The organism is Novosphingobium lentum NBRC 107847 (assembly GCF_001590965.1).
Lineage (GTDB): Bacteria > Pseudomonadota > Alphaproteobacteria > Sphingomonadales > Sphingomonadaceae > Novosphingobium > Novosphingobium lentum.
This window is the reverse complement of sequence record NZ_BCTW01000004.1, coordinates 15,494-35,790: the sequence shown is the minus strand read 5'-3', so window position 1 is coordinate 35,790 and position 20,297 is coordinate 15,494. Positions and strand designations below refer to the sequence as shown.

The following is a 20,297-nucleotide window of genomic DNA, read 5'->3' as shown; positions in this document are numbered from 1 at the left end:
CCACCGAGGAGCGCTGGCCCATCGCGGAGGCAGAAGCGGGCGCAGACGTCTCAGGCGCACGGATGTGTCATTGCCACCGGCGCGCGCAACCGCTCAGCGGCGGGTGGGGGCCGCAGGTGCTGCGACGGCAGGGGCGCTCGGTGGCCGGGCCCCGGTGACCGCACCGCCGCCCGGAGCACCGGCCGCACCCGCGCCCGCCTTGCCCACCGGCAGTTCGGGCACCACGCCCATGTCGACCAGCGGATCGTTGGCGGCCGAACTTGCGGCTGCGCCGGGGGTGGCCCCCGCTCCGGTCAGCGATATCGTCGCCCGTTCCGCCAGCTGCGCCCGGTCCATGATGATGTTGGCCAGGCTCACCAGCAGAAGCATCCCGGCCAGCCCGAACAGCCCGACCTGCAGGCGATGCACCGCCTGCGCGCGGCGTTCGCGCGGGGACAGGGTCACGTAGTGGACGGGGATCGGCGGACGGGCCAGTTCGGCAGACGAAGCCATGAACCCGCCGGGCGAGGCGGTTCTTTCACGTTTGAGCGGATTGGCGAACCGGGCCATCCGCCGGTTCTAACTTATTGCTGCAGCCAAGGGAACACCGGCAACTGCTTCTGCTCCAGCCATTGCGCGTTGTAGAGCGAGGAGAGGTAGCGGAAGCCGGTGTCGCACAGGATCGTGGCGACGCGCACGTCCTTGCGCCCTTGCGCCACCAGTTGCTGGCCCAGCGCGATCGCGCCGGCCACGTTGATGCCGCTCGACAGGCCCAAGCAGAGCCCTTCTTCCGAAAGCAGTCGCCCGACCCAGCGCAGGCCTTCCTCGTCCGAGATGCGGAACTGCGTGTCGATCGGCGCGCCGTCGAGGTTGGCGGTGATCCGCCCCTGCCCGATCCCTTCGGCGACCGATGACCCTTCGGCCTTCAGCTCGCCGTGGGCGTAATAGTTGAACAGCGCCGCGCCGTGCGGGTCGGTCAGCGCGATGACCACGTTCTCGTCGAAGGATTTCAGCCCCATGCCGACGCCGGCGATGGTCCCGCCGGTGCCCGCGGCACACGTGAAGCCATCGATCCGGCCGTCCATCTGCGCCCAGATCTCGGGCGCGGTGCTTTCGATATGCGCGCGGCGGTTGGCGATGTTGTCGAACTGGTTCGCCCAGATCGCGCCCTCGGTCTCCTCCGCGATGCGGCGCGAGGTGTGGACGAAGTGCCCCGGATTGGAGAACGGCGCGGCGGGCACAAGCACCAGTTCCGCGCGCAGCGCGCGCAGCGTGTCCATCTTCTCGCGCGATTGCGTTTCGGGCATCACGATCACGGTCTTGTAGCCGAGCGCATTGGCGACCAGCGCGAGCCCGATGCCGGTGTTGCCGGCGGTGCCTTCGACGATCGTGCCGCCCGGCTTTAGGATACCGCGCTCTTCTGCGTCGCGCACGATCCACAGCGCGGCGCGGTCCTTGACCGAGGCGCCGGGGTTGGCGAATTCGCACTTGCCGAAAATGTCGCACCCCGCGTCCGCGCTCGGCCCGGCGAGGCGGACGAGCGGGGTGTTGCCGATGAGCGATAGCGTGTCGGGGAGCGTGGTGTGGGACGTCATACTGCTGGAACTAGGGAGCGTGACGGCATTCGGCAACGCAATTGAACTTGCGCGGCCGTTGGCTGGACTATCACTCGCGTCCTGCCCGGATCGCCGCGCCGCCCGCAAACGGCGCGATCGCCAGCGCCGCCAGGCTTGCGGCGGCCAGCAGCAGCAGCCCGCCCTCGCCGCCCCGCTGGAGCGAGCCTGCGCCAAAGATCAGCAGCGGCACCGCCAGCGGGATCGCCAGCAACCCGCCCAGCGCCGACCCGGCGCGCAAGCCGGCGGTGAGCGCGGCGATGGTGACGCCGATCGCGGCCAGTCCCGGCGTGCCGAGCAGCAGGCCCAGCTCGACCGTGGCCAACTGCGCGCCATCGAGCGACAGGAGCCCGGCGGCAATCGGCGCGGCCAGCATCAGCGGCACCCCGAAGCTCAGCCAGTGCGCCACGATCCGCGACACCAGCAGCACTTCTTCCGACAGCCCGCGCAACGCCCACTGGTCGAAAAATCCCGCCTCGACATCGGGCTCCACGAGCCGGTCGAGCGGCAGGATCGCGGCGAGTAGCGCGCCGACCCAGATCACCCCCGCGCCGGTGCGCTGCAGCAGCCGCGCGTCGGGGCCCACCGCGAACGGGAACAGCATCGCCACCGCCATGAAGAACAACAGCGGCAGCACCGCCCCGCCGCGCCCTTGGGCGCCTTTCAGCAGCAGCACGAAGTCGCGCACGAAGATGGGCCACAGGCGGGCAATCATGGCACGTAATCCGCCAACGCGGTCCGGGCGAGATGCGGCAAGTCCACCGGCTGGTGCGAGGCGATCACCGCGATGCCACCGCCTGCGCAATGCGCCGCGATCCCGGCCTGCGCCACGCCCGACCAATGACTGTCGAGCCCGTTGAGCGGTTCGTCGAGCAGCCAGATCGCCGCGCCACTCGCTGCGATCCGCGCCAGCGCGGCGCGCTTGCGCTGCCCGGTGGACAAATAGCGCACCGGCACGTCGGCCAGGTCGGCCAGTCCGAAATCGGGGAGCGGAGCTGTGGCATCGGGCGCAATGCGATCGACGCGTCTCCAGAACGCCAGCGCCTGTCCCAGCGGCAGATGCCCGTCGAGCGCCAGCCGCTCGTCCGCCAGCGCCAGCGTGCCCTCGCTCTCAACCAGCCCCGCAAACGGCGGCAGCAGCCCGGCCAGAATGCGGATCAGGCTGGACTTGCCGATGCCGTTGGCGCCGACCAGCTGCAACGCCTCGCCCGGTGCCAGCACCAGCGAGAGCCCGCGAAACAGGATGCGGTCACCGCGCCGACAGGCGAGATCGGTCGCGGCGAGGCGGGGCACTTGCATGACGCGGGGCGATAGGGGAAACCTGCCGCACTGCCAAGCCGACCCCCGGCACCCCTGCGGAGAGCCTCATGCCGATCGCCCGCCTGACCGATGCCGAATGCGACGCCGCGCTGGCGGCCCTGCCCGGCTGGACCTTGCGCGCCGACGGACTGGCGATCGAACGCACGTTCAGGTTCGCCGACTTCGTGCAGGCCTTCGGGTTCATGGCGCGCGTCGCGATCCTCGCCGAAAAGGCTGATCACCATCCCGAGTGGTTCAACGTCTACAACCGCGTGGAGATCACCCTCACCACGCACGACGCGGGCGGGCTCAGCCGCCGCGACATCACCTTGGCCCAGACGATTTCCGCCATGCTGTGAAGGAAACCCAGCCATGTATGTCGCCGGAATGGTCATCCCCGTGCCCGCAGACAAGCTGGACGCCTATCGTGCCTGGGCCGAGAACGGGGCGCGGATATTCCGCAAGTATGGCTGCCTCGAGATCGTCGAATCGTGGGAAGACTTTGTGCCCGACGGCCAGCACACCGACTTCCGCAAAGCGGTCGCCGCTCAGGCGGGCGAGAAGATCGTGTTCACCTGGCAGATCTGGCCCGACAAGCAGACCCTCGACGCCGCCGAAGCCCGCATGCACGAAGGCGGCGCGCTGGATGTCGCGGGCGAGATCCCGTTCGACGCATAGCGCCTGATCCTCGGCTGCTTCGCGCCGATCTTCACGATGGGGCGCGATTGAGCGAAGTGTCGCAGCGACGGTCCCGCCCCCCGGGATGCACCGGAGGCAGGATCGCTTCACCGCCGGATCAGCGGAACGAACCGCTCAGCATCACGCCGAACACGCGCGGTTCGTTGTAGATGCCGGCGCGGTAGTTCGAGGTGTCGATCACCCCGACCAGATTGGTCTTGTTGGTCAGGTTGCGGGCAAAGCCGGCAACTTCATACCGTCCGAACGCATAGCCCGCTTTCAGGCCCAGCTCGAAATTGCCGTTCGAGATGTACTCGACCGACTTGTACAGGACATAGTTGACCTTACCCTGCATGTTGAAATCGCCGCCGACGAACAGCCGTCCCTGGCCCTCGCCCAGCGGCAGGTCGTAGCGCCCGCTGATGTTCAGGTTGAACGTCGGCGCGTTGGGCAGCGTATTGCCGTTGATCTGCGCGAAGTAGTTGTTGCCCACGCGCACCACCGGGTTCAGCACCGTCTGCGAAAGAACGCCGCCGGCCGCGCCGGTCTGGGCGAAAACATTCGGGTCCTGGATTTCGGTGTGGAGCAGGCTCAACCCCACGTTCATGCTGAAATTGGTCACCGGCTTGATCGCCAGTTCGGCCTCCATGCCATAGCCCTTGGCCTTGTTGGCGTTGAACAGCACGCCGTTGCCGTTGCTGTCGTTGCCGTTGAGCTGGATGTTTTTGACGACGTAGTAGAACCCGGTCAGGTTGAAATGCACCGCGCCATCGAGCCACGCGCTTTTCAGCCCGGCTTCGTAACTGGTGTTGGTTTCCGAAGTCGCGGTGGTGAACGGCGAATTGAACACCGCCGAACGGCCCTGGATCGTCGGCCCCCTGAAACCGCGGGCGACCCGGGCGTAGAAGCTGAGGTCGCGGCTGGCGCTGTACAGCAGGCTCGCGTCCCAGCTCGGCTTGGTGTCGGCCAGATTGACGTGGGTGGCACCGCCAAAGGTCGAGACGTTGGCGATCGAATTCGCCGTCTTGAGCAGCGTCGTGTCCTTTTCGTCGCGCGTGACGCGGACGCCGCCCGTCGCGGTCAGCTGGTCGGTCAGCTGGTAGCTGGCCTGGCCGAACACCGCCCACGAGGTGTTGACGTTGCGCAGCAGCACCCAGTTGTTCGGGTTGGGCGTGGTGCCCAGCACATTGCTGGTCAGGAAGAACGCGCGCTGGTCGAACTCGGTCATGTCGCGCGAATCGAAGTAGATCCCGCCCAGCTGCCACTTGAACCGCCCAGTGTCGGGGCTGGCGATGCGCACTTCCTGGCTCCACTGGTTGAGGCTGCGCAGGCGGCCCTGCGATTCGCCGCAACCCACCGCGCAGATGTTCGGTGCCACGCCGCCGAAGTTGGCGGCCGCGCCGCCATCGGTGTCGCCGCGACTGAAGCCCGAGGCATGTTCCCACGCCGTGATCGAGGTCAGCGTCGCAAAGCCCATGTCGTAATCCGCCTTCAGCGAGATACCGTGGGTCTTGTAGGCCTGCGGGTTGTTCTGCGCCTCGTCGTAGGCGACGACCGTCCGATCGAAGTTGTCGGGCACAGTATGCGTGCCCTTGATGATCGACCCGCGATAGAAGATCGACGCGGAGCCGTCGTAGTCACGGTAATGGCCCGACAGCCGCAGGCTCAGCGCGTCGGTGGGCTTGGCCAGAAACTGCAGCCGCACGTCGCGCTCGTTGAAGCCGCCCATCACGTTCTTGCCGGGAACCGTGCCGTCATCGGACGGGCCGGCGTAAGTGTTGCTGATCCAGTTGTCGCGGTGCTGGTACAGTCCTGACAAGCGGAAGCTGAGGCTGCCGTCGCTGCTCAGCGGACCGCCGACCCCGGCATCGGCGTTGATGCTGTTGTAGCGGCTGTAACTGACCGAACCCTGGCCGTTCCAGTCCGTACTGGGCTGTACGCTGTCGAACTTGACGATGCCCGCCGTGGTGTTGCGGCCGAACAGCGAACCTTGCGGACCCTTGAGCACTTCGACTTGCGCAATATCGAACGCCGGGTTCGATTTCAGCACGACATGTTCTTCGACCACGTCATCCTGGATCACCGACACTGGCTGCGAAGCGCCGAGGTAGAAGTCGATGTTGCCCAGGCCGCGAATGTAGAACCGGGGGAAAATGCGCCCGGTCGTCGATTCGACATAAAGGCTGGGCACTTTGCCCGACAGCGAGAGCAGCGTGTCAGCGCCTGCGGACTGGTAATCGTGCAACGCCTGCGTGGTCAGCACCGACACCGCGACCGGCACTTTCATTGCGTCTTCCGAGCGGCGCTGGGCGGTGACGACGATCGTGTTGCTCGCGCTTTCGTCCGCTGGCGCATCGGCGGCGCGGGCGGCGGCGGGGAACAGCGCGAGACTGGCAAAGCCGACGAGAAGCACGGGAGCGAACGACGAACGGGTCATGCAGAATCCTTATTTACCAATGCGCTGCGGATCCGCGCGCTAGGCCAGTATGCGATGACCGACTAGTGCCCCGCCCCCGTGTAGCTTTTGTTGCAGTGCAAAATTGTCCGCCGATGCGACATTTCGGCAACGCCTGTGCGGGCTTGGGCAGCACTCTGGACGCGATCGCCTTATTCGCCCTTGCCCGGCCCCATCAGCCCGCGCATCCGCTTGCGCACGCGGCCCGGCATCCAGCGGGCCGCAAAGGCCAGCTGGCGTGAGGTCTTGCCGACCAGCGTGTGCAGCACTTGCCCGTGCACCGCATCCCACGCGGCTTGCGCCACCACCTCTACGGGCGTGAATTCCAGCCCTGCGGCCACGACCACATCGCGCGATGTCTCGTTGGTGCCCGGCACCACGCGGGCCAACAGCGGGGTGTCGATGAAGCCGGGCAGCAGGTCGCGCACCTTGATCCCGGCACCATCGACGCCGGCCTGCGCCCATTCGCCATCCAGCGCCTCGGTCAGCGCGCGCACCGCGAACTTGGTGGCGGAATAGACCGCCAGACCGGACGATCCGTAATGCGCGGCGGCGGACGCAGTGTTGAGCAGGCAGCTTCCCGGCGTGGCGGCAAGGTAGCGATAGGCGGCTTGCGCACCATAGACCACGCCGCGAAAGTTCACGTCGATCAGCGTGTCGATCTCCCACTGTTCATTGTTCACCAGCGGGCCGCCGGAGCCGACTCCGGCGTTGTTGAACAGCACATCGAGCCGCCCGTCGGTGGTGGCAGTGAACGCCGCCAGCGCCGCGTCCCATGCCGCACGGTCGCGCACGTCGAGCGGGTGGAGCCAGGCTGCACCCGGTGGCAGAAGCGCGGCGGTTTCGGCCATGCCGCCCTCGTTGACGTCGGCCAGCCCGACCAGCCAGCCCTCGGCGGCAAAGCGGATCGCCACGGCGCGGCCGATGCCCGATCCGCCCCCGGTGATGAAGATCGCCTTGCGCGCCATGCCGTGCCCTCCCGGTTTTGTTGAAGGAGGCACTTACAGCGCGGGGTTGTTGTAGCAATGCCAGGTGAAGATCGCCGCCGCGCCGCGATGGGGACGCCATGCCTCGCCGAGGGTACGCGTCAGCTTTTCGTCGGGTCGCGCCTCCAGTTCGAGCAGCTTGTGCAGCCCGGCCTGCACCGCCAGATCGCCGGCCGGCCAGATGTCGGCGCGGCCTTCGGCGAACAGCAGGTAGATTTCGGCCGACCAGCGCCCGATGCCCTTGATCCTGACCAGTTCGGCGATAGCTTCCTCGTCATCGACCGGCAGATTGTCGAGATCGAGTTCGCCCGAGATCACCAGTTCGCACAGCGACCGCGCATAACCCTGTTTCTGCCGCGACAGGCCGCAGGCGCGCAGGGCGTCGAAATCCGCGTCGAGCAGGTCCTGCGGCGGCAGGTCATCGCCCAGCAGCGCCTCGAGCTTGGCCCAGACCGAGGCGGCGGCGGCCACGCTCACCTGCTGGCCCACGATCGTGCGCAGCAGCGTGGCATAGCCGGTCTCGCGGATGCGTGGTTCGGGGTAACCGACGCGTTCCAGCGCGCGCGCCATCCCGGGGGAAAGTCCGGCGATATGATCGAGTCCCAGCCGTATCGCATCGGTGCCAAGGCCCATGTCCATCCCGTTCGCGTTTCGTGGCCAAGCGGATCGCTTGCCAAACCTTGCGCCAGCCATTAGCAGCCCGGCCCAAAGCCGAACAGGCCATCAGGCCGGGGCTGCGAACAACCGGGGACGTTTTGCGCCCCAGTACCAATGAGGATGGACGATGCCCAAGCTGATCGTGATCGACCGTGCCGGTGAAGAAAAGATCGTGGAAGCCGAAACCGGCCTGTCGGTGATGGAAGCGATCCGCGACAACGGTTTCGACGAACTGCTGGCGCTGTGCGGCGGCTGCTGCAGCTGCGCCACCTGCCACATCCACGTCGATCCGGCGTTCAAGGACAAGCTGCCCGCGATGACCGAGGACGAGAACGACCTGCTCGACAGCTCGGATCACCGCGACGCAAATTCGCGCCTGTCGTGCCAGCTGCAGATGAGTGCGGATCTCGACGGCCTCAAGGTGACGATCGCCGAAGAGGATTGAGAATAGCTCTCTCCCCCGCGAGGGGGAGAGATACGAAGCCTTGGGCCGCAGGGCCTAGGCGGAGTTGAGAGGGGCGGACGCAGCGCCTTCCCCCTCTCCCAACCCTCTCCCCCTACCGGGGGCGAGGGCTTTTACTACAACCGCAACCCCGCCGTCTCATCCAGCCCGGCCATCAGGTTCAGGCTTTGCACCGCCGCGCCGCTGGCACCTTTGCCCAAGTTGTCGAGTCCTGCCACCAGCCGCGCCTGCGATCCGTCGGCGCTGGCCAGCACGTGCAGTTCCAGCCCGTCCCACGGTTCCATCGACGCGCGCAGCAGCAGTTCGCCGTCGGCGGGCGGCTCCTGCGACACCGAAACGACCGGCGACCCGGCGTAGAATTCGGTGAGCGCGGCGCGGAAGGCGTCGGTCGATCCCATACCCGGCCCCTTACCCGGCCCCATGCCCGCCATCGCGCCCAGCGGCAGCGGAATTTCCACCACCATGCCGCGATGCGCCGGAATGACGGCGGGGGTGAACAACGGGGCATGCGCCAGCCCGCTGAGCGCCTGCATCTCGGGCACGTGCTTGTGGCCCAGGTTCAGCGCATAGCCGCGCCAGGCGATGTCGCCGTCCGCCTCGAACCGCGCGATCAGCGCCTTGCCGCCGCCTGAATAGCCCGAGACGGCGTTGCACGTGTAGGGCCAGTCGGCGGGGAGCAGCCCCGCGCGCACCAGCGGGGCGAGCAGCGCGATGAACCCGGTGGAATAGCAGCCGGGGTTGGACACACGCAGGGCTCCCGCCACGGCATCGCGGCCGGTGATTTCAGGGAAACCATACGTCCACCCGGCGGCCACACGGTGCGCGGTCGAAGCGTCGATCACGCGCGTGTGCAGGTTGGCGATCATCGCCACCGCTTCGCGCGCGGCATCGTCGGGCAGGCACAGGATCACGAAATCGGCGGCGTTGAGCGCCTCGGCGCGAGCCGCATCCTGCTTGCGCCGCGCTTCGTCGAGCACGATCAGTTCGAACTCGGCGCGCCCGGTCAGCCGCTCGGCGATTTCCAGCCCGGTGGTGCCGACTGCCCCGTCGATGAAGACTTTGTGCGTCACAGTACTCTCCGCCTGGCAGTGATCGCCGTGCCCTTGCGCGCGACCATATCGGCCAGTGGCTCGATCGCCACCCGGGCCAGATCCTGGCTGGCGTGGATCACCGTGTCGGCATCCTTGAGGATCCCGACATGGCCGGGCAGGAACACCAGGTCGCCGCGCTGACCCGGCTCGCTATCGTCCAGCAGGCGCCCGACGTCGGCATCGCGCTGCTGGTCGCTGTCGCGCGGCAATACGATGCCGGCGCGCGCGAACACGGTCTGCACCAGCCCGGAACAGTCGATCCCCGCGCCGCCACGTCCGCCCCAGACATACGGCGTGCTGGCCAACGCCTCCGCCAGCGCGACGGGGTCGGCATGGTCGGGAGCAGCCGGTGCGGGCACATCTGCCGGATCGGCCAGCGCCTCCATCGGCAGGTAGCCGAGATAGTGATCGTGCTTGCCGTAGCCCCAGCCCCAGCCGCCCGCGATATCGAGCAAGCAGAAGCGTTCGCCGCGCAGCAGTTCGGATACCTGTTCTGCCCCATCGCCCTTGGCCTTGCGCAGCGCGATGTGATCGACCGCCACCGCGCGCTCCATCGGCACGACATAGTGCGGCGCAAACAGCTTGCCCGCCAGCGCGATGTCGCCCAGATCGCCGCGGATAGGCGTCACGCGCGGATCGCGCACTTTCGCCGGGCCCGACAGCATGTACTGTCCGGCGTACGGGCGGGTAGCGGGTGATCCACCGGTGCCGGCGGTCGTATCGTTCAAGTGTGGCCCCTCCACGAAAGCCGCGCCGATTAGCGTTTCATCGCCGCCGGGGCAAGCATGGCGGCCCGCAGGCGCCAGCATGAACGCGGGCGCCTGCAGCGTTGCGCTCATCCGAAACGGGCGCGCAGCAGGCCCCAGGCGGCGCGCAAGCCCAGCGCATCACCACCCTTGGGCCGCCCCGGCTTGCCCGCCGGACGCCATGCGAACGTATCGAAATGCGCCCAGTCCAGCCCGTCGCCGACGAACCGGTCGAGGAACAGCGCGGCCACGCTCGCCCCGGCATATCCGTTCGACGGACTGTTCAGCAGGTCGGCGATGTCGGACTTGAGGTACTCGCGATAGCCATCGTGCAGCGGCAGGCGCCAGACCGGATCGTCGGCGGCGATACCGGCGGCCAGCAGCGCGTCGGCGGTTGCATCCAGCCGCGCGAACATCGCGGGCAGATCCGGCCCCAGCGCCACGCGTGCCGCGCCGGTCAGCGTCGCGAAATCGATCGTCAGCACCGGCTTGTCCTCGCTCGCGCGGGTCAAGGCATCGCCCAGCACCAGCCGCCCCTCGGCATCGGTGTTGGTCACTTCCACGCTGATCCCCGCGCGGCTGCGCAACACGTCGCCGGGGCGGAACGCGTTGCCCGCGATCGCGTTTTCCACGGCAGGCACCAGCAGGTGCAACCGCACCGGCAACGCCGCGCCCATGATCAGGCCGGCCAGCGCCAGCGCGTGCGCCGCGCCGCCCATGTCCTTCTTCATCAGCAGCATGCCCGACGACGGCTTGATGTCGAGCCCGCCCGAATCGAAGCACACGCCTTTGCCGATGATCGCGACGCGCGGGTGCGCCGGGTCGCCCCATTCCAGCTCGATCATGCGCGGGGCATGGCTGCGCGCAGCGGCGCGCCCAACGCCGTGAACCATCGGAAAGTCCCGCTCGAGTTGTTCGCCGCTGGTCACGCGCATCTCGGCATGGTGGCGCTTGGCCAGTGCGCGCGCTTCCGTCTCGAGCGCGGCGGGGCCCATGTCCTCGGCCGGGGTGTTGACCAGGTCGCGCACCAGCGCCACCGCCGCCGCCTCGGCCAGCGCGGGTTCGATCGCGCCGAGTTCGGGGGTGAGCAGGATGCGCGCCTCGACCGGCTTGCCTTCGGTGCGGTAGCGGTCGAACCGGTATTGCGCAGTGATCCAGCCGAACAGCGCCTTGTCGGAACCCTGGGGCCGTGCGGGGACGCGCAGGCGATAACGCCCGCCGGGCAGCACATCGGCCAGCTTGGCCAGGCACCAGCTCGACAGGCCCGCCGCATCGGCCACGCCGCCCACCGCGAACCAGCCATCGCCATCGGGCACGATCGCGTGTTCGTATCCACCGCCTTCGAATTTCTGCGCGGAAACCGCAGCGCGCTGCGATGCGTTGAGCGCCTTGAACCAGTCGGCGAACGTCGACTTGTCGACAAGATCGACCGGAATGGCATGTTGTCCGCGATCGGGCTGGATAAGGGCGTTCTTGTCGGTCATGGTGCAACGATCCTTGCCGCAGACGTGCAGCAAGCGCGAGAGGAATTTGGCTTTGCGACTTCCCGCCTGCCTGCTGCCAGCTCTGACGTCCGCTTTGCTGCTCGCGGCCTGTTCGCAAGGCATGGCGCCCGACGGCGGAGCATCGACGTCCGCTTCGGTTGCGCCGCCCGCTGCCCCGGCGGCGCCTGCGCCTCAGGACATGGCGAGCGCCAGCGCCGCCGCCGATGTCGGCGCGGATGCCCGATCGGTCAAGGTCGAGAACCCGCTGGTCGATTTCGAATACGGCTATCCCGCCTCCGCCGCCGCGATCCCGGCCCTGCGCGCGATTCTCGAAAAGGACATCGTGCGGCAGAAGGCGCAAGTCATGGCCGATGCGCGGTCCGACCAGCTCGAGGCGAAGAAGGCCAGCTTCCCGTTCCACGCGCACAGCCTGTCGTATGATTGGAAAGTCGTCACCGACCTGCCACGATGGCTCAGCCTGTCGACTCTGGTCGCCACGTACACCGGCGGAGCGCACCCCAATTACGTGTTCGACACGCTGCTGTGGGACAAGACGGCGCACGTGCGCCGCGATCCGCTTGACCTGTTCGTGTCTAAAGCGGCGCTGAGCCACGCGATCCGCAAGGATTTCTGCGTCGCGCTCGACAAGGAACGCGCCAAGAAGCGCGGCGAGCCGAAGAAGGCTGGCAGCACCGACGAGTTCGACGCCTGCATCGATCCGGCGGCTGAGACCGTGATCCTGGGGTCGCGCGGCAGGACAGGCTTCGACCGCGTCGGCATTCTGGTGCCGCCGTATGAGGCCGGGCCTTATGCCGAAGGCGACTACGAAGTGACGCTGCCGGTGACGCCGGCGGTGATCGCGGCGGTCAAACCGCAGTACCGCGCGGCGTTTTCGGCTCCCTGAGCACGCGCCCGATTGCGTTTGCCGACCGGCGCGCACAGACAAGGCGCATCACGCAAGCCGTCGGGCCCAAGCGAGTCGCAACCCTGCCACCATGCGCGGACTAGCCGTCCGCATCGGGGACTTGCGATGTCGATCAGCGGACCAGCCATCCACGCCGCCGTGCAGCATTCTGCGGCCATGTCATCTGCGGCCATTCAAGCGGTAGCGATCGATCATGCGGCCGTGCTCAACGCGCCCGTCGTGTCGCTGGCGCTGGACCTCGGCCTGATTTTGCTGGTGCCAATCGTGGCGATACTCACCATGGCGTTCGCGATGAAGCGGACGATCGATTTCTGCCACCGCAGCTTCGGCATGTCGCTGGCGCATGGCCCCACGGTGGTCATGGGCGGGCTGTTCGGCATCAGCGTGCTGTGGATGGCGATTGCCGGCGCCACGGTTCTGGGATCGCTGCTGCCCGGCAGCCCGCGCGATAGTGCGATCCACGTCATCGCCAGCCTGCTGGTCGCACTGCTCGGCGGGGTGGCGGGCGGGGTCGCGGGCATGCTGGTCTCGCCGTTCGGCAAGGCCGATGCGCAACGCTTCGGATCGGTGATGAAAGCCGGATCGGCGTTCGCCACGGGGTATCTGGTCACCAAGTTCGATACGCTGTTCGACCATTTCGTGTCGGGCAAGACCACGTTCGATCCCACCGTGATCGCGATTGCCTTGGCCTGCCTGATCGCCGCGGTCGGCGCGTTCGTGATGATCTTCGTGCCGCGCCTGTACGGGCGTCGCTCGGCGGAGGTGGTGGAGCTGGAATTGCCGCTCCCCCCGCCGCCCGCCGCCAAAAACGCAACATCCGGTCCGTCGCATGGCGACTCCATCTCGCAATCGGGCAAGGAAGCGACTATGTCGGCGCCATGACCGAATACATGACCGTTGACGATAACGATGTCCTGCCGCGCGACGGGACGATCAAGCTCCATGGCCCTGCCGGCTTCGACGGCATGCGCAAGGCCGGGCGGCTGGCCGCCGAAATTCTCGATGCGCTGGTGCCGCTGGTCCAGCCGGGGGTGACGACGCAGGCGCTCGACGACGTGGTGCGGCAGATGACGCTGGACGGCGGCGCGGTTCCCGCAACGCTGGGCTATCGCGGCTACACCCACAGCTGCTGCATCTCGATCAACCACGTGGTCTGCCACGGCATCCCGTCGGACAAGACGCTCAAGGATGGCGATATCGTCAATATCGACGTGACCCCGCTGCTTGATGGCTGGCACGGCGACAGCAGCCGCATGTACCTGGTCGGCGATGTGGCGCTGAAGGCGCGGCGGCTGGTCGAAGTGACCTACGAATGCCTGATGATCGGGATCGAGCAGGCCCGCCCCGGCGCGCGGCTGGGCGACATCGGTTCGGCGATCCAGAACCATGCCGAACGCCAGCGCTATGGCGTGGTGCGCGAATTTTGCGGGCACGGCGTGGGCCGCCTGTTCCACGATGCGCCCGAAGTGGTGCACGCCGGTCGTCCCGGCACTGGCCCCGAACTGCGCCCCGGCATGTTCTTCACGATCGAGCCGATGATCAACCTGGGCAAGCCGCCGGTGAAGATTCTGGAGGACGGGTGGACGGCGGTAACGCGCGACCGCTCGCTGTCGGCGCAGTTCGAACACTCGATCGGCATCACGGAAACCGGCTGCGAGATCTTCACCGCCAGTCCGACCGGATTGCACTCGCCGCCTTACTGAGCGCCGTCGGCTGCGCCTGACGGATCGTGCGCGGGTAGCCGCTGCCCAAAAATCAGGCAGCGCGCTGCGCAAAGTTTAGGCAGTGCAGCCGTGTTTGCGCGCAACTTGCAGTCGCCGCACGTCGTCCCGTGCTTCCGAAAATTGCTGCACCCGCGAAATTGGCGCTTTGCCGCGCGCTTGCGATGTCCTAGGACTGTCGCATCGAGCTGGCACGATTCTTGGATGGGACGTGCTGTACGGGAAAATCGCCGGTTGCACGGTATTGGTGCTGCCGGCTCGTGTTGCAGGGGTCTGAACGACGTGAAAAAGGTCGAGGCGATCATCAAGCCGTTCAAGCTGGATGAAGTGAAGGAAGCCCTTCACGACATCGGCGTATCCGGCATCACCGTGACCGAGGCCAAGGGCTTCGGACGGCAGAAGGGCCACACCGAACTTTATCGCGGTGCCGAATATGTCGTCGATTTCCTGCCCAAGGTGAAGCTTGAAGTCGTCGTGCCCGATGCGCTGGTCGACCGGGTGGTCGAAGCCGTGGCTGCCGCCGCGCAGACCGGCCGCATCGGCGACGGCAAGATCTTCGTCATCCCGATCGAAAGCGCGCTGCGCATCCGCACCGGCGAACGCGACGACGACGCGGTCTGATTGCTGCCCGGGCAGTTCGCGTCCGGCCATTGCATCCGTGTGCGCCTGACGCGCGCAAGACGTTCATCGCCGGATTTCGGTCCGGCTGTTTCCATCCGGCCAAAGTAGCGAATGGCCATCGTTCAAACCGAGAAAAGGGCGAAGAAACATGGCGACTAAACCCGCTGATATCCTCAAGCGCATCAAGGACGAAGAGATCGAATGGGTCGATGTCCGCTTTACCGACAGCAAGGGCGCCTGGCACCACCTGACCATGTGCTCCAGCGTCATCGGCGAAGATGAGCTGACCACCGGCCTGATGTTCGACGGTTCGTCGATCGAAGGCTGGAAGGAAATCAACGAGTCGGACATGATCCTGCAGCCGGATCTCGAAGCCTGCTACGTCGATCCGTTCAGCGCGACGCCGATGCTGATCCTGTTCTGCGACATCGTCGAGCCGGCCGATGGCTCGCTCTACGCCCGCGATCCGCGCTCGACCGCCAAGCGCGCCGAAGCATTCGTCAAGGCATCGGGCCTGGGTGACACGATCTACGTCGGCCCCGAACCCGAATTCTTCATGTTCGACGACGTGACCTTCGACACCACCTACAGTTCGTCGTTCTTCAAGCTCGACGACGTGGAACTGCCGACCAATTCGGGCACCAAGTACGATGCCGGCAACATGGGCCACCGCCCGCGCGCCAAGGGCGGTTACTTCCCGGTCGGTCCGGTCGATGTCACCACCGACATCCGCGCCGAAATGGTCTCGACGATGATGGAAATGGGCCTGCCCATGGACAAGCATCACCACGAAGTCGCCGGCTCGCAGCACGAACTGGGCCTGACGTTCGGCAAGCTGGTCGAAACCTGCGATCGCATCCAGATCTACAAGTATGTCGTGAAGATGGTCGCCCAGGCCTATGGCAAGACCGCAACGTTCATGCCCAAGCCGATCAAGGACGACAACGGTTCGGGCATGCACACCCATATGTCGATCTGGAACAAGGGCAAGAACACCTTTGCCGGCAACGGCTATGCCGGACTGTCGGACACCTGCCTGTATTTCATCGGCGGCGTGATCAAGCATGCCAAGTCGATCAATGCCTTCACCAACCCGACCACCAACAGCTACAAACGCCTAGTGCCGGGGTTCGAGGCCCCCGTGCTGCTCGCCTACTCGGCGCGCAACCGGTCGGCTTCGTGCCGCATTCCGTACGGTGCGGGCGAAAAGGGCAAGCGCGTGGAGTTCCGCTTCCCCGATCCGCTGGCCAACCCCTATCTCGCGACATCGGCACTGCTGATGGCCGGGATCGACGGTATCCAGAACAAGATCCATCCCGGCGAGGCGATGGACAAGAACCTGTATGATCTTCCGCCTGCGGAGCTCTCGCTGGTTCCCACGGTGTGCGGTTCGCTGCGCGAAGCGCTCAACTCGCTGATCGCAGACCACGACTACCTGCTGCAGGGCGGCGTGTTCACGAAGGACCAGATCGACGCCTATATCGAACTCAAGTGGCCCGAAGTGGCGCGCTGGGAAATGGCGCCGTCGCCGGTCGAATTCGACATGTACTACAGCGGCTGATCTTCAGCCTCACTGGACGACACGAAAGGCGTCCGGACTGCGGTCCGGGCGCCTTTTTCGTGGGGGCTGGCGGCCAGCCCGTGCCGACGACCCGCCCCGACCGGCTATTTGAGCACCTGCTCCGCGTCGATCACCGTCACGTCCGACATCATGTCGAGGTAGGCATCGTAATACGCCTTGTGTGATGACCCGACGATGTTGAGCACGCGCGCGCCGGGATGATTGGCGAACGCCGTCCGGATGTTCGAAACCATCCGCAAGTTGCGCACTTCCCACCATGCGAGATAGGCGCGGCCGTAGTTCTCGGGCGAGTGCGCGCTCATCGCGCGATGATAGTCGACGGTAACGTATTCGCGCTGCGAAGCCGGCCGGTTGATCAGGCGATAGAACGCGAGCAACTCGGCCCCCGATGTCATCGCCTCGCTCTGCCGACGATCCTCATCGACGGCCGCCGATTTCGCGCCCTCCCAGAACTGCGTCATGTAGGCATCGAAGCCCGGGCCGGCCAAGGCCTGGACGACATCGGCCGTGTGATCATCCACCGCATAGATGCGCTGAAGCCCGAGCCGGACCGCAAGCGCTGCGGCAATATCGAATGTCTCGTTGGGTCGCGGCGCCGATCGCGTGAGGATCTTGAGCATGGCCGGGTCGATGCCGTCACCCAGCTTGCGCTCCTCGACGGGCAATTGCAGCCACTGCACGTATGCTGACGGCCGGTCCCCCGCAGCAATGAACACGGCGGCGAGATGACGCCGCTGGACCGCCGACGGTTGGGCAGGCCAGCTGGCCATTTCCTTGTCGATTTCGGCCATCGCCGCCGGAATATCCAGGCCCGTCGCCTTTTCGGCGTCGTCAGTCGGCCAGCAATAAGTATCGAACATCCCGGGATATTTGACCGGATAGCGCTTGAGCGTGTCGCACTGTTCGCCCGAGAGGCCCTCATGCGTGATGACGGTCGGTCCGTATGCCGCAAGCTTGTCGAGCAGCGGCGCGAGCATCGGCGGCGTCACAACGTTCTTCAACTGGCTGAGGTGGGTGCTGCCGATGGTCAGCACTTGCGTCGGCGGCCCGTCCTGCGCGCCTTTCCAACTGCGCGGATCGAATGCCGGGGGCTTGGCGACGGCTGGTGTGGCCAGCAGGAATGCCATGAAAACCGAAACGAACAGCCGCATACGTTCTCCCGAGATGCTTTTGTGTGTTACCTCGACAATACACTATGGCAAGCAGGATTTGGCGCGGAGCCGGAATGGGCGCAGCGGCGCGCGCAATGCGGTCGGCGGGCGGACGGAACCCAATCGCCGGTCATACGTAATCCCACCAAGGCGCCACGCCATGCGGCGCCGGTCTTTCTGGGAGACCTGTGACATGCTGCTGACCATCGCCCTCGTGCTTCTCGTCCTGTGGGCTCTTGGCGTCTTCGCGTTCCATGTGACCGCCGGCGTCATCCATATCGTTCTCGTGCTCGCGATCATCATCGGGCTGCTGCACTTGTTCACCGGCCGCAAGGTGGTCTGACTCAACGGTTAGCGGCCCTCTGTCCCCTCCCCCTCCGGCGGAGGGCCGCTATAATTCCTGCCACTGGTTTTGACCGGGCCGGATGGGGCCTTGATCCGAAACCCGCACCGAACGCTGCACGAAGCGTGACTTCGCGAGTCATGTTTTCGGGCAGAGCAACCACCTCATACCTGCCATTATGGCATCAGCGGCCCTTCCGCTCGCGCGCACGCCGCAGCGTGAAACGCGCCGATGATTGTCAGCAAGACATACAATTCTCCCTTGCAATCCGCGCTTGCGCAACCGACATGACAGCGGCAATCAGCGGGACCAGATCCCAGTTTCCCAGATTTCCAGGAGGATGCCATGCGCGAACGGCTTCAGAACTACATCGACGGCAAATGGGTCGACAGCCAGGGAGGCACGCGCCACGAAGTGATCAACCCGGCGACCGAAGAAGCCTGCGCGGTCATCACGCTGGGCACCAAGGCCGACGTCGACGCCGCCGTGATCGCCGCGCGCCGCGCCTTCAAGACCTACAGCCAGACCACGCGTGAGGAACGCCTCGCGCTGATGGGCCGCATCGTCGAGGAATACAAAAAGCGCATCCCCGAACTCGCCGCCTCGATGGCCGAGGAAATGGGCGCGCCGGTCAGCTTCGGCGGCACGGCGCAAGTCGGTGCGGGCATGGGCGGGTTTCTGGGCACGATGGAAGCGCTCAAGAACTTCGAATTCAGCGAAAAGGTCGGCGCCGCCACCGTGGTGTATGAACCGATCGGCGTGGTCGGCATGATCACCCCGTGGAACTGGCCGCTGAACCAGATCGCGCTGAAGGTCGCCCCGGCGCTGGCCGGCGGCAACACCATGATCCTCAAGCCGTCGGAAGAATGCCCCACCAACGCCGCGATCCTGGCCGAGATCATGGATGCCGCCGGCGTGCCGCCGGGCGTGTTCAACCTGGTTCAGGGCAACGGCCCCGACGTGGGCAACGCGATCAGTTCGCACCCTGACATCGACATGGTCAGCTTCACCGGATCGACCCGCGCCGGGATTATGGTGGCCAAGGCGGCCGCAGATACGGTCAAGCGCGTGCACCAGGAACTCGGCGGCAAGGCGGCCAACGTGGTGCTGCCCGACGCCGATTTCGCCGCCACCCTGCCCCCCACCGCCAGCGGCCCGCTGGTCAATTCCGGGCAAAGCTGCATCTCGCCAACGCGCGTGCTCGTCCCGCGTGAGCGCGAGGCCGAGGCCGCCGCGTTCATCAAGGCGATGTATGCCGGCACCCCCGTCGGCGATCCGATGCAGGAAGGCGCGCACATCGGTCCGCTGGTCAACAAGACCCAGTATGACAAAGTGCGCGGGCTGATCCAGTCGGCGATCGACGAGGGTGCCAAGCTCGAAACAGGCGGCACCGATCTGCCCGCCAATGTCAACCGCGGCTACTACATCCAGCCCACGGTGTTCTCGGGCGTGACGCCTGGGATGCGCATCGCGCAGGAGGAAATCTTCGGACCCGTGGCGACGATCATGGCGTACGACAGCCTCGACCAGGCGATCGAGATCGCCAACGACACGGTCTATGGCCTGTCGGCGGTGATCTCGGGCGATCCGGCCAAGGCGGCGGACGTGGCACCCAAGCTGCGCGCGGGCATGGTCGCGATCAACAACTGGGGCCCCAGCCCTGGCGCACCGTTCGGCGGCTACAAGCAATCGGGCAACGGCCGCGAAGCCGGCCTGTTCGGCCTGCGCGACTTCATGGAAGTGAAGTCGATCAGCGGCCTTCCTGCCTGATTTCAGCGAGTAGCTGAAACGAAGGGGCCCCTGCGAAAGCGGGGGCCTTTTTCGTGGGGCGGTTAGATTGAACGCCCTTCATCATGCCGCCCATGTCGGCCAGCCCCGCTCATCCTGAGCCTGTCGAAGGAGGCAACGAACCCCAACTGTCATGCTGAACTCGTTTCAGCATCCATCGCGTCTCCCGACACGGCGGCATGTGACGAGAAATGGATCCTGAAACGAGTTCAGGATGACGACTGGGAAGCATCTTTAGTACGGTAAAAAGCTGCCATTCAGACCTGGTAGCGCAGATGGTGCAGCATCTGATCCAAGGTCTGCTCGACTTCGTCGCGTCCAACCCACTTATCTTTCCATGCTTCCGCAACAAGCTGCGAGCGAGCAGTCATTCCGTCAAGATAGCTCATTTTTTGCAATTCGGCAGGCTTGATGCGTACAGTGCGTTCGCCTTCTGGCCGCTCGAGCTGAAGTATGAGCCAACGATCTCTGGCATCCCAAGTGACCCGGTGTTTTGGGACGCCTTTCGTGGAAAAGACGATGAACCAATTACCAAATGTATCGCCAGCGTATTCCGCAGTGTGGATAGTAAAGTCCCGTTCGGCGAGGCCGACACAAAATTGGGTAAACCGGTTCGATGTCGTCATGCCTTCTGGATAGCTGTCCGACCCCGCACTTTCCACCCTCGGAGATCATGATAATTTAGGCTGCTTCCCCGCGCATTCATTTCACGGAA

Annotated in this window: 22 protein-coding genes; 10 read left to right on the top strand and 12 right to left on the bottom strand. The window is 65.9% G+C overall.

The window, feature by feature from the left end:
* Positions 1-93 precede the first annotated feature (93 nt).
* The 4 genes from NL2_RS21010 to ccmA all read right to left on the bottom strand — a co-directional run bounded on the left by NL2_RS21010 (position 94) and on the right by ccmA (position 2,891).
* A complete protein-coding gene (locus NL2_RS21010; protein WP_068072035.1) occupies positions 94-549 on the bottom strand; it encodes a hypothetical protein in 456 nt (151 codons plus the stop codon).
* A gap of 14 nt (positions 550-563) precedes the next feature.
* Positions 564-1,574 (bottom strand): cysteine synthase A, encoded by a 1,011-nt coding sequence (locus NL2_RS04195; RefSeq protein ID WP_068072033.1) that lies wholly within the window; start codon positions 1,572-1,574, stop codon positions 564-566.
* A 70-nt stretch (positions 1,575-1,644) separates the two neighbouring features.
* The gene (ccmB, locus tag NL2_RS04190) at positions 1,645-2,307 is read right to left on the bottom strand and encodes a heme exporter protein CcmB (RefSeq protein WP_068072032.1); all 663 of its coding nucleotides are present in this window, start codon (positions 2,305-2,307) and stop codon (positions 1,645-1,647) included.
* A complete protein-coding gene (ccmA, locus tag NL2_RS04185; RefSeq protein ID WP_068072030.1) occupies positions 2,304-2,891 on the bottom strand; it encodes a heme ABC exporter ATP-binding protein CcmA in 588 nt (195 codons plus the stop codon). Before ccmA ends, ccmB begins: the two co-directional genes overlap by 4 nt.
* Before the next feature lie 68 nt (positions 2,892-2,959).
* Between ccmA and NL2_RS04180 the strand changes: the two genes are divergently transcribed.
* Positions 2,960-3,250: a 4a-hydroxytetrahydrobiopterin dehydratase gene (locus NL2_RS04180; protein WP_068072029.1), complete on the top strand. Its 291-nt coding sequence runs from the start codon at positions 2,960-2,962 to the stop codon at positions 3,248-3,250.
* 13 nt (positions 3,251-3,263) lie between these two features.
* Positions 3,264-3,569 (top strand): DUF1428 domain-containing protein, encoded by a 306-nt coding sequence (locus tag NL2_RS04175; RefSeq protein WP_068072027.1) that lies wholly within the window; start codon positions 3,264-3,266, stop codon positions 3,567-3,569.
* 118 nt (positions 3,570-3,687) lie between these two features.
* Here NL2_RS04175 and NL2_RS04170 read toward each other — a convergent pair whose 3' ends face one another.
* The 3 genes from NL2_RS04170 to NL2_RS04160 form a co-directional block, all read right to left on the bottom strand.
* On the bottom strand, positions 3,688-6,006 hold the full coding sequence (locus NL2_RS04170; protein WP_068072025.1) for a TonB-dependent receptor: 2,319 nt from the start codon (positions 6,004-6,006) through the stop codon (positions 3,688-3,690).
* A 170-nt stretch (positions 6,007-6,176) separates the two neighbouring features.
* Positions 6,177-6,992 (bottom strand): SDR family oxidoreductase, encoded by an 816-nt coding sequence (locus NL2_RS04165; protein ID WP_068072023.1) that lies wholly within the window; start codon positions 6,990-6,992, stop codon positions 6,177-6,179.
* 33 nt (positions 6,993-7,025) lie between these two features.
* Positions 7,026-7,643, bottom strand: coding sequence for a DNA-3-methyladenine glycosylase family protein (locus tag NL2_RS04160; RefSeq protein ID WP_068072538.1), 618 nt, complete (start codon positions 7,641-7,643; stop codon positions 7,026-7,028).
* Positions 7,644-7,794: 151 nt separating this feature from the next.
* On the opposite strand from NL2_RS04160, the gene NL2_RS04155 reads away from it, so the two are divergent.
* A complete protein-coding gene (locus NL2_RS04155; RefSeq protein WP_068072021.1) occupies positions 7,795-8,112 on the top strand; it encodes a 2Fe-2S iron-sulfur cluster-binding protein in 318 nt (105 codons plus the stop codon).
* A 134-nt stretch (positions 8,113-8,246) separates the two neighbouring features.
* On the opposite strand, the gene argC is transcribed toward NL2_RS04155, so the two are convergent.
* From argC to NL2_RS04140, 3 genes are all read right to left on the bottom strand, one after another.
* On the bottom strand, positions 8,247-9,200 hold the full coding sequence (gene argC / locus NL2_RS04150) for an N-acetyl-gamma-glutamyl-phosphate reductase (RefSeq protein WP_068072019.1): 954 nt from the start codon (positions 9,198-9,200) through the stop codon (positions 8,247-8,249).
* Positions 9,197-9,949 carry a C40 family peptidase gene (locus tag NL2_RS04145; RefSeq protein ID WP_245647565.1) on the bottom strand — a complete coding sequence of 251 codons (753 nt, stop codon included), beginning with the start codon at positions 9,947-9,949 and terminating at the stop codon, positions 9,197-9,199. Before NL2_RS04145 ends, argC begins: the two co-directional genes overlap by 4 nt.
* Before the next feature lie 107 nt (positions 9,950-10,056).
* The gene (locus NL2_RS04140; protein WP_068072535.1) at positions 10,057-11,451 is read right to left on the bottom strand and encodes a leucyl aminopeptidase family protein; all 1,395 of its coding nucleotides are present in this window, start codon (positions 11,449-11,451) and stop codon (positions 10,057-10,059) included.
* 52 nt (positions 11,452-11,503) lie between these two features.
* Here NL2_RS04140 and NL2_RS04135 point away from each other — a divergent pair, with 52 nt between their 5' ends.
* The 5 genes from NL2_RS04135 (at position 11,504) to glnA (ending at position 16,279) form a co-directional block, all read left to right on the top strand.
* The gene (locus NL2_RS04135) at positions 11,504-12,355 is read left to right on the top strand and encodes a DUF3298 and DUF4163 domain-containing protein (protein WP_245647564.1); all 852 of its coding nucleotides are present in this window, start codon (positions 11,504-11,506) and stop codon (positions 12,353-12,355) included.
* 126 nt (positions 12,356-12,481) lie between these two features.
* A complete protein-coding gene (locus NL2_RS04130; RefSeq protein ID WP_068072016.1) occupies positions 12,482-13,258 on the top strand; it encodes a hypothetical protein in 777 nt (258 codons plus the stop codon).
* On the top strand, positions 13,255-14,079 hold the full coding sequence (gene map, locus NL2_RS04125; RefSeq protein WP_068072013.1) for a type I methionyl aminopeptidase: 825 nt from the start codon (positions 13,255-13,257) through the stop codon (positions 14,077-14,079). Before NL2_RS04130 ends, map begins: the two co-directional genes overlap by 4 nt.
* 300 nt (positions 14,080-14,379) lie before the next feature.
* Positions 14,380-14,718, top strand: a complete 339-nt coding sequence (locus NL2_RS04120; RefSeq protein WP_068072011.1) for a P-II family nitrogen regulator — start codon at positions 14,380-14,382, stop codon at positions 14,716-14,718.
* 148 nt (positions 14,719-14,866) lie between these two features.
* Positions 14,867-16,279, top strand: coding sequence for a type I glutamate--ammonia ligase (gene glnA, locus NL2_RS04115; RefSeq protein ID WP_068072010.1), 1,413 nt, complete (start codon positions 14,867-14,869; stop codon positions 16,277-16,279).
* A 104-nt stretch (positions 16,280-16,383) separates the two neighbouring features.
* Here glnA and NL2_RS04110 read toward each other — a convergent pair whose 3' ends face one another.
* Positions 16,384-17,451 carry a DUF5694 domain-containing protein gene (locus NL2_RS04110; RefSeq protein ID WP_068072008.1) on the bottom strand — a complete coding sequence of 356 codons (1,068 nt, stop codon included), beginning with the start codon at positions 17,449-17,451 and terminating at the stop codon, positions 16,384-16,386.
* 193 nt (positions 17,452-17,644) lie between these two features.
* On the opposite strand from NL2_RS04110, the gene NL2_RS21005 reads away from it, so the two are divergent.
* Both NL2_RS21005 and NL2_RS04105 read left to right on the top strand, forming a co-directional pair.
* A complete protein-coding gene (locus NL2_RS21005) occupies positions 17,645-17,794 on the top strand; it encodes a lmo0937 family membrane protein (protein WP_157083021.1) in 150 nt (49 codons plus the stop codon).
* Positions 17,795-18,139: 345 nt separating this feature from the next.
* Positions 18,140-19,564, top strand: coding sequence for an aldehyde dehydrogenase family protein (locus tag NL2_RS04105; protein WP_068072005.1), 1,425 nt, complete (start codon positions 18,140-18,142; stop codon positions 19,562-19,564).
* Positions 19,565-19,839: 275 nt separating this feature from the next.
* Here NL2_RS04105 and NL2_RS21000 read toward each other — a convergent pair whose 3' ends face one another.
* Positions 19,840-20,244, bottom strand: a complete 405-nt coding sequence (locus NL2_RS21000; RefSeq protein WP_157083020.1) for a hypothetical protein — start codon at positions 20,242-20,244, stop codon at positions 19,840-19,842.
* Between the last annotated feature and the right edge of the window lie 53 nt (positions 20,245-20,297).

Coding starts and splice junctions, on each gene's coding strand:
- NL2_RS04170 (WP_068072025.1), bottom strand. CDS start 6,006: ATGACCCGTTCGTCGTTCGCTCCCGTGCTTCTCGTCGGCTTTGCCAGT.
- map (WP_068072013.1), top strand. CDS start 13,255: ATGACCGAATACATGACCGTTGACGATAACGATGTCCTGCCGCGCGAC.
- NL2_RS21005 (WP_157083021.1), top strand. CDS start 17,645: ATGCTGCTGACCATCGCCCTCGTGCTTCTCGTCCTGTGGGCTCTTGGC.
- NL2_RS04130 (WP_068072016.1), top strand. CDS start 12,482: ATGTCGATCAGCGGACCAGCCATCCACGCCGCCGTGCAGCATTCTGCG.
- glnA (WP_068072010.1), top strand. CDS start 14,867: ATGGCGACTAAACCCGCTGATATCCTCAAGCGCATCAAGGACGAAGAG.
- ccmA (WP_068072030.1), bottom strand. CDS start 2,891: ATGCAAGTGCCCCGCCTCGCCGCGACCGATCTCGCCTGTCGGCGCGGT.
- NL2_RS04105 (WP_068072005.1), top strand. CDS start 18,140: ATGCGCGAACGGCTTCAGAACTACATCGACGGCAAATGGGTCGACAGC.
- NL2_RS21010 (WP_068072035.1), bottom strand. CDS start 549: ATGGCCCGGTTCGCCAATCCGCTCAAACGTGAAAGAACCGCCTCGCCC.
- NL2_RS04175 (WP_068072027.1), top strand. CDS start 3,264: ATGTATGTCGCCGGAATGGTCATCCCCGTGCCCGCAGACAAGCTGGAC.
- NL2_RS04165 (WP_068072023.1), bottom strand. CDS start 6,992: ATGGCGCGCAAGGCGATCTTCATCACCGGGGGCGGATCGGGCATCGGC.
- NL2_RS04110 (WP_068072008.1), bottom strand. CDS start 17,451: ATGCGGCTGTTCGTTTCGGTTTTCATGGCATTCCTGCTGGCCACACCA.
- NL2_RS04195 (WP_068072033.1), bottom strand. CDS start 1,574: ATGACGTCCCACACCACGCTCCCCGACACGCTATCGCTCATCGGCAAC.
- NL2_RS04160 (WP_068072538.1), bottom strand. CDS start 7,643: ATGGGCCTTGGCACCGATGCGATACGGCTGGGACTCGATCATATCGCC.
- NL2_RS04155 (WP_068072021.1), top strand. CDS start 7,795: ATGCCCAAGCTGATCGTGATCGACCGTGCCGGTGAAGAAAAGATCGTG.
- ccmB (WP_068072032.1), bottom strand. CDS start 2,307: ATGATTGCCCGCCTGTGGCCCATCTTCGTGCGCGACTTCGTGCTGCTG.
- NL2_RS04180 (WP_068072029.1), top strand. CDS start 2,960: ATGCCGATCGCCCGCCTGACCGATGCCGAATGCGACGCCGCGCTGGCG.
- NL2_RS04140 (WP_068072535.1), bottom strand. CDS start 11,451: ATGACCGACAAGAACGCCCTTATCCAGCCCGATCGCGGACAACATGCC.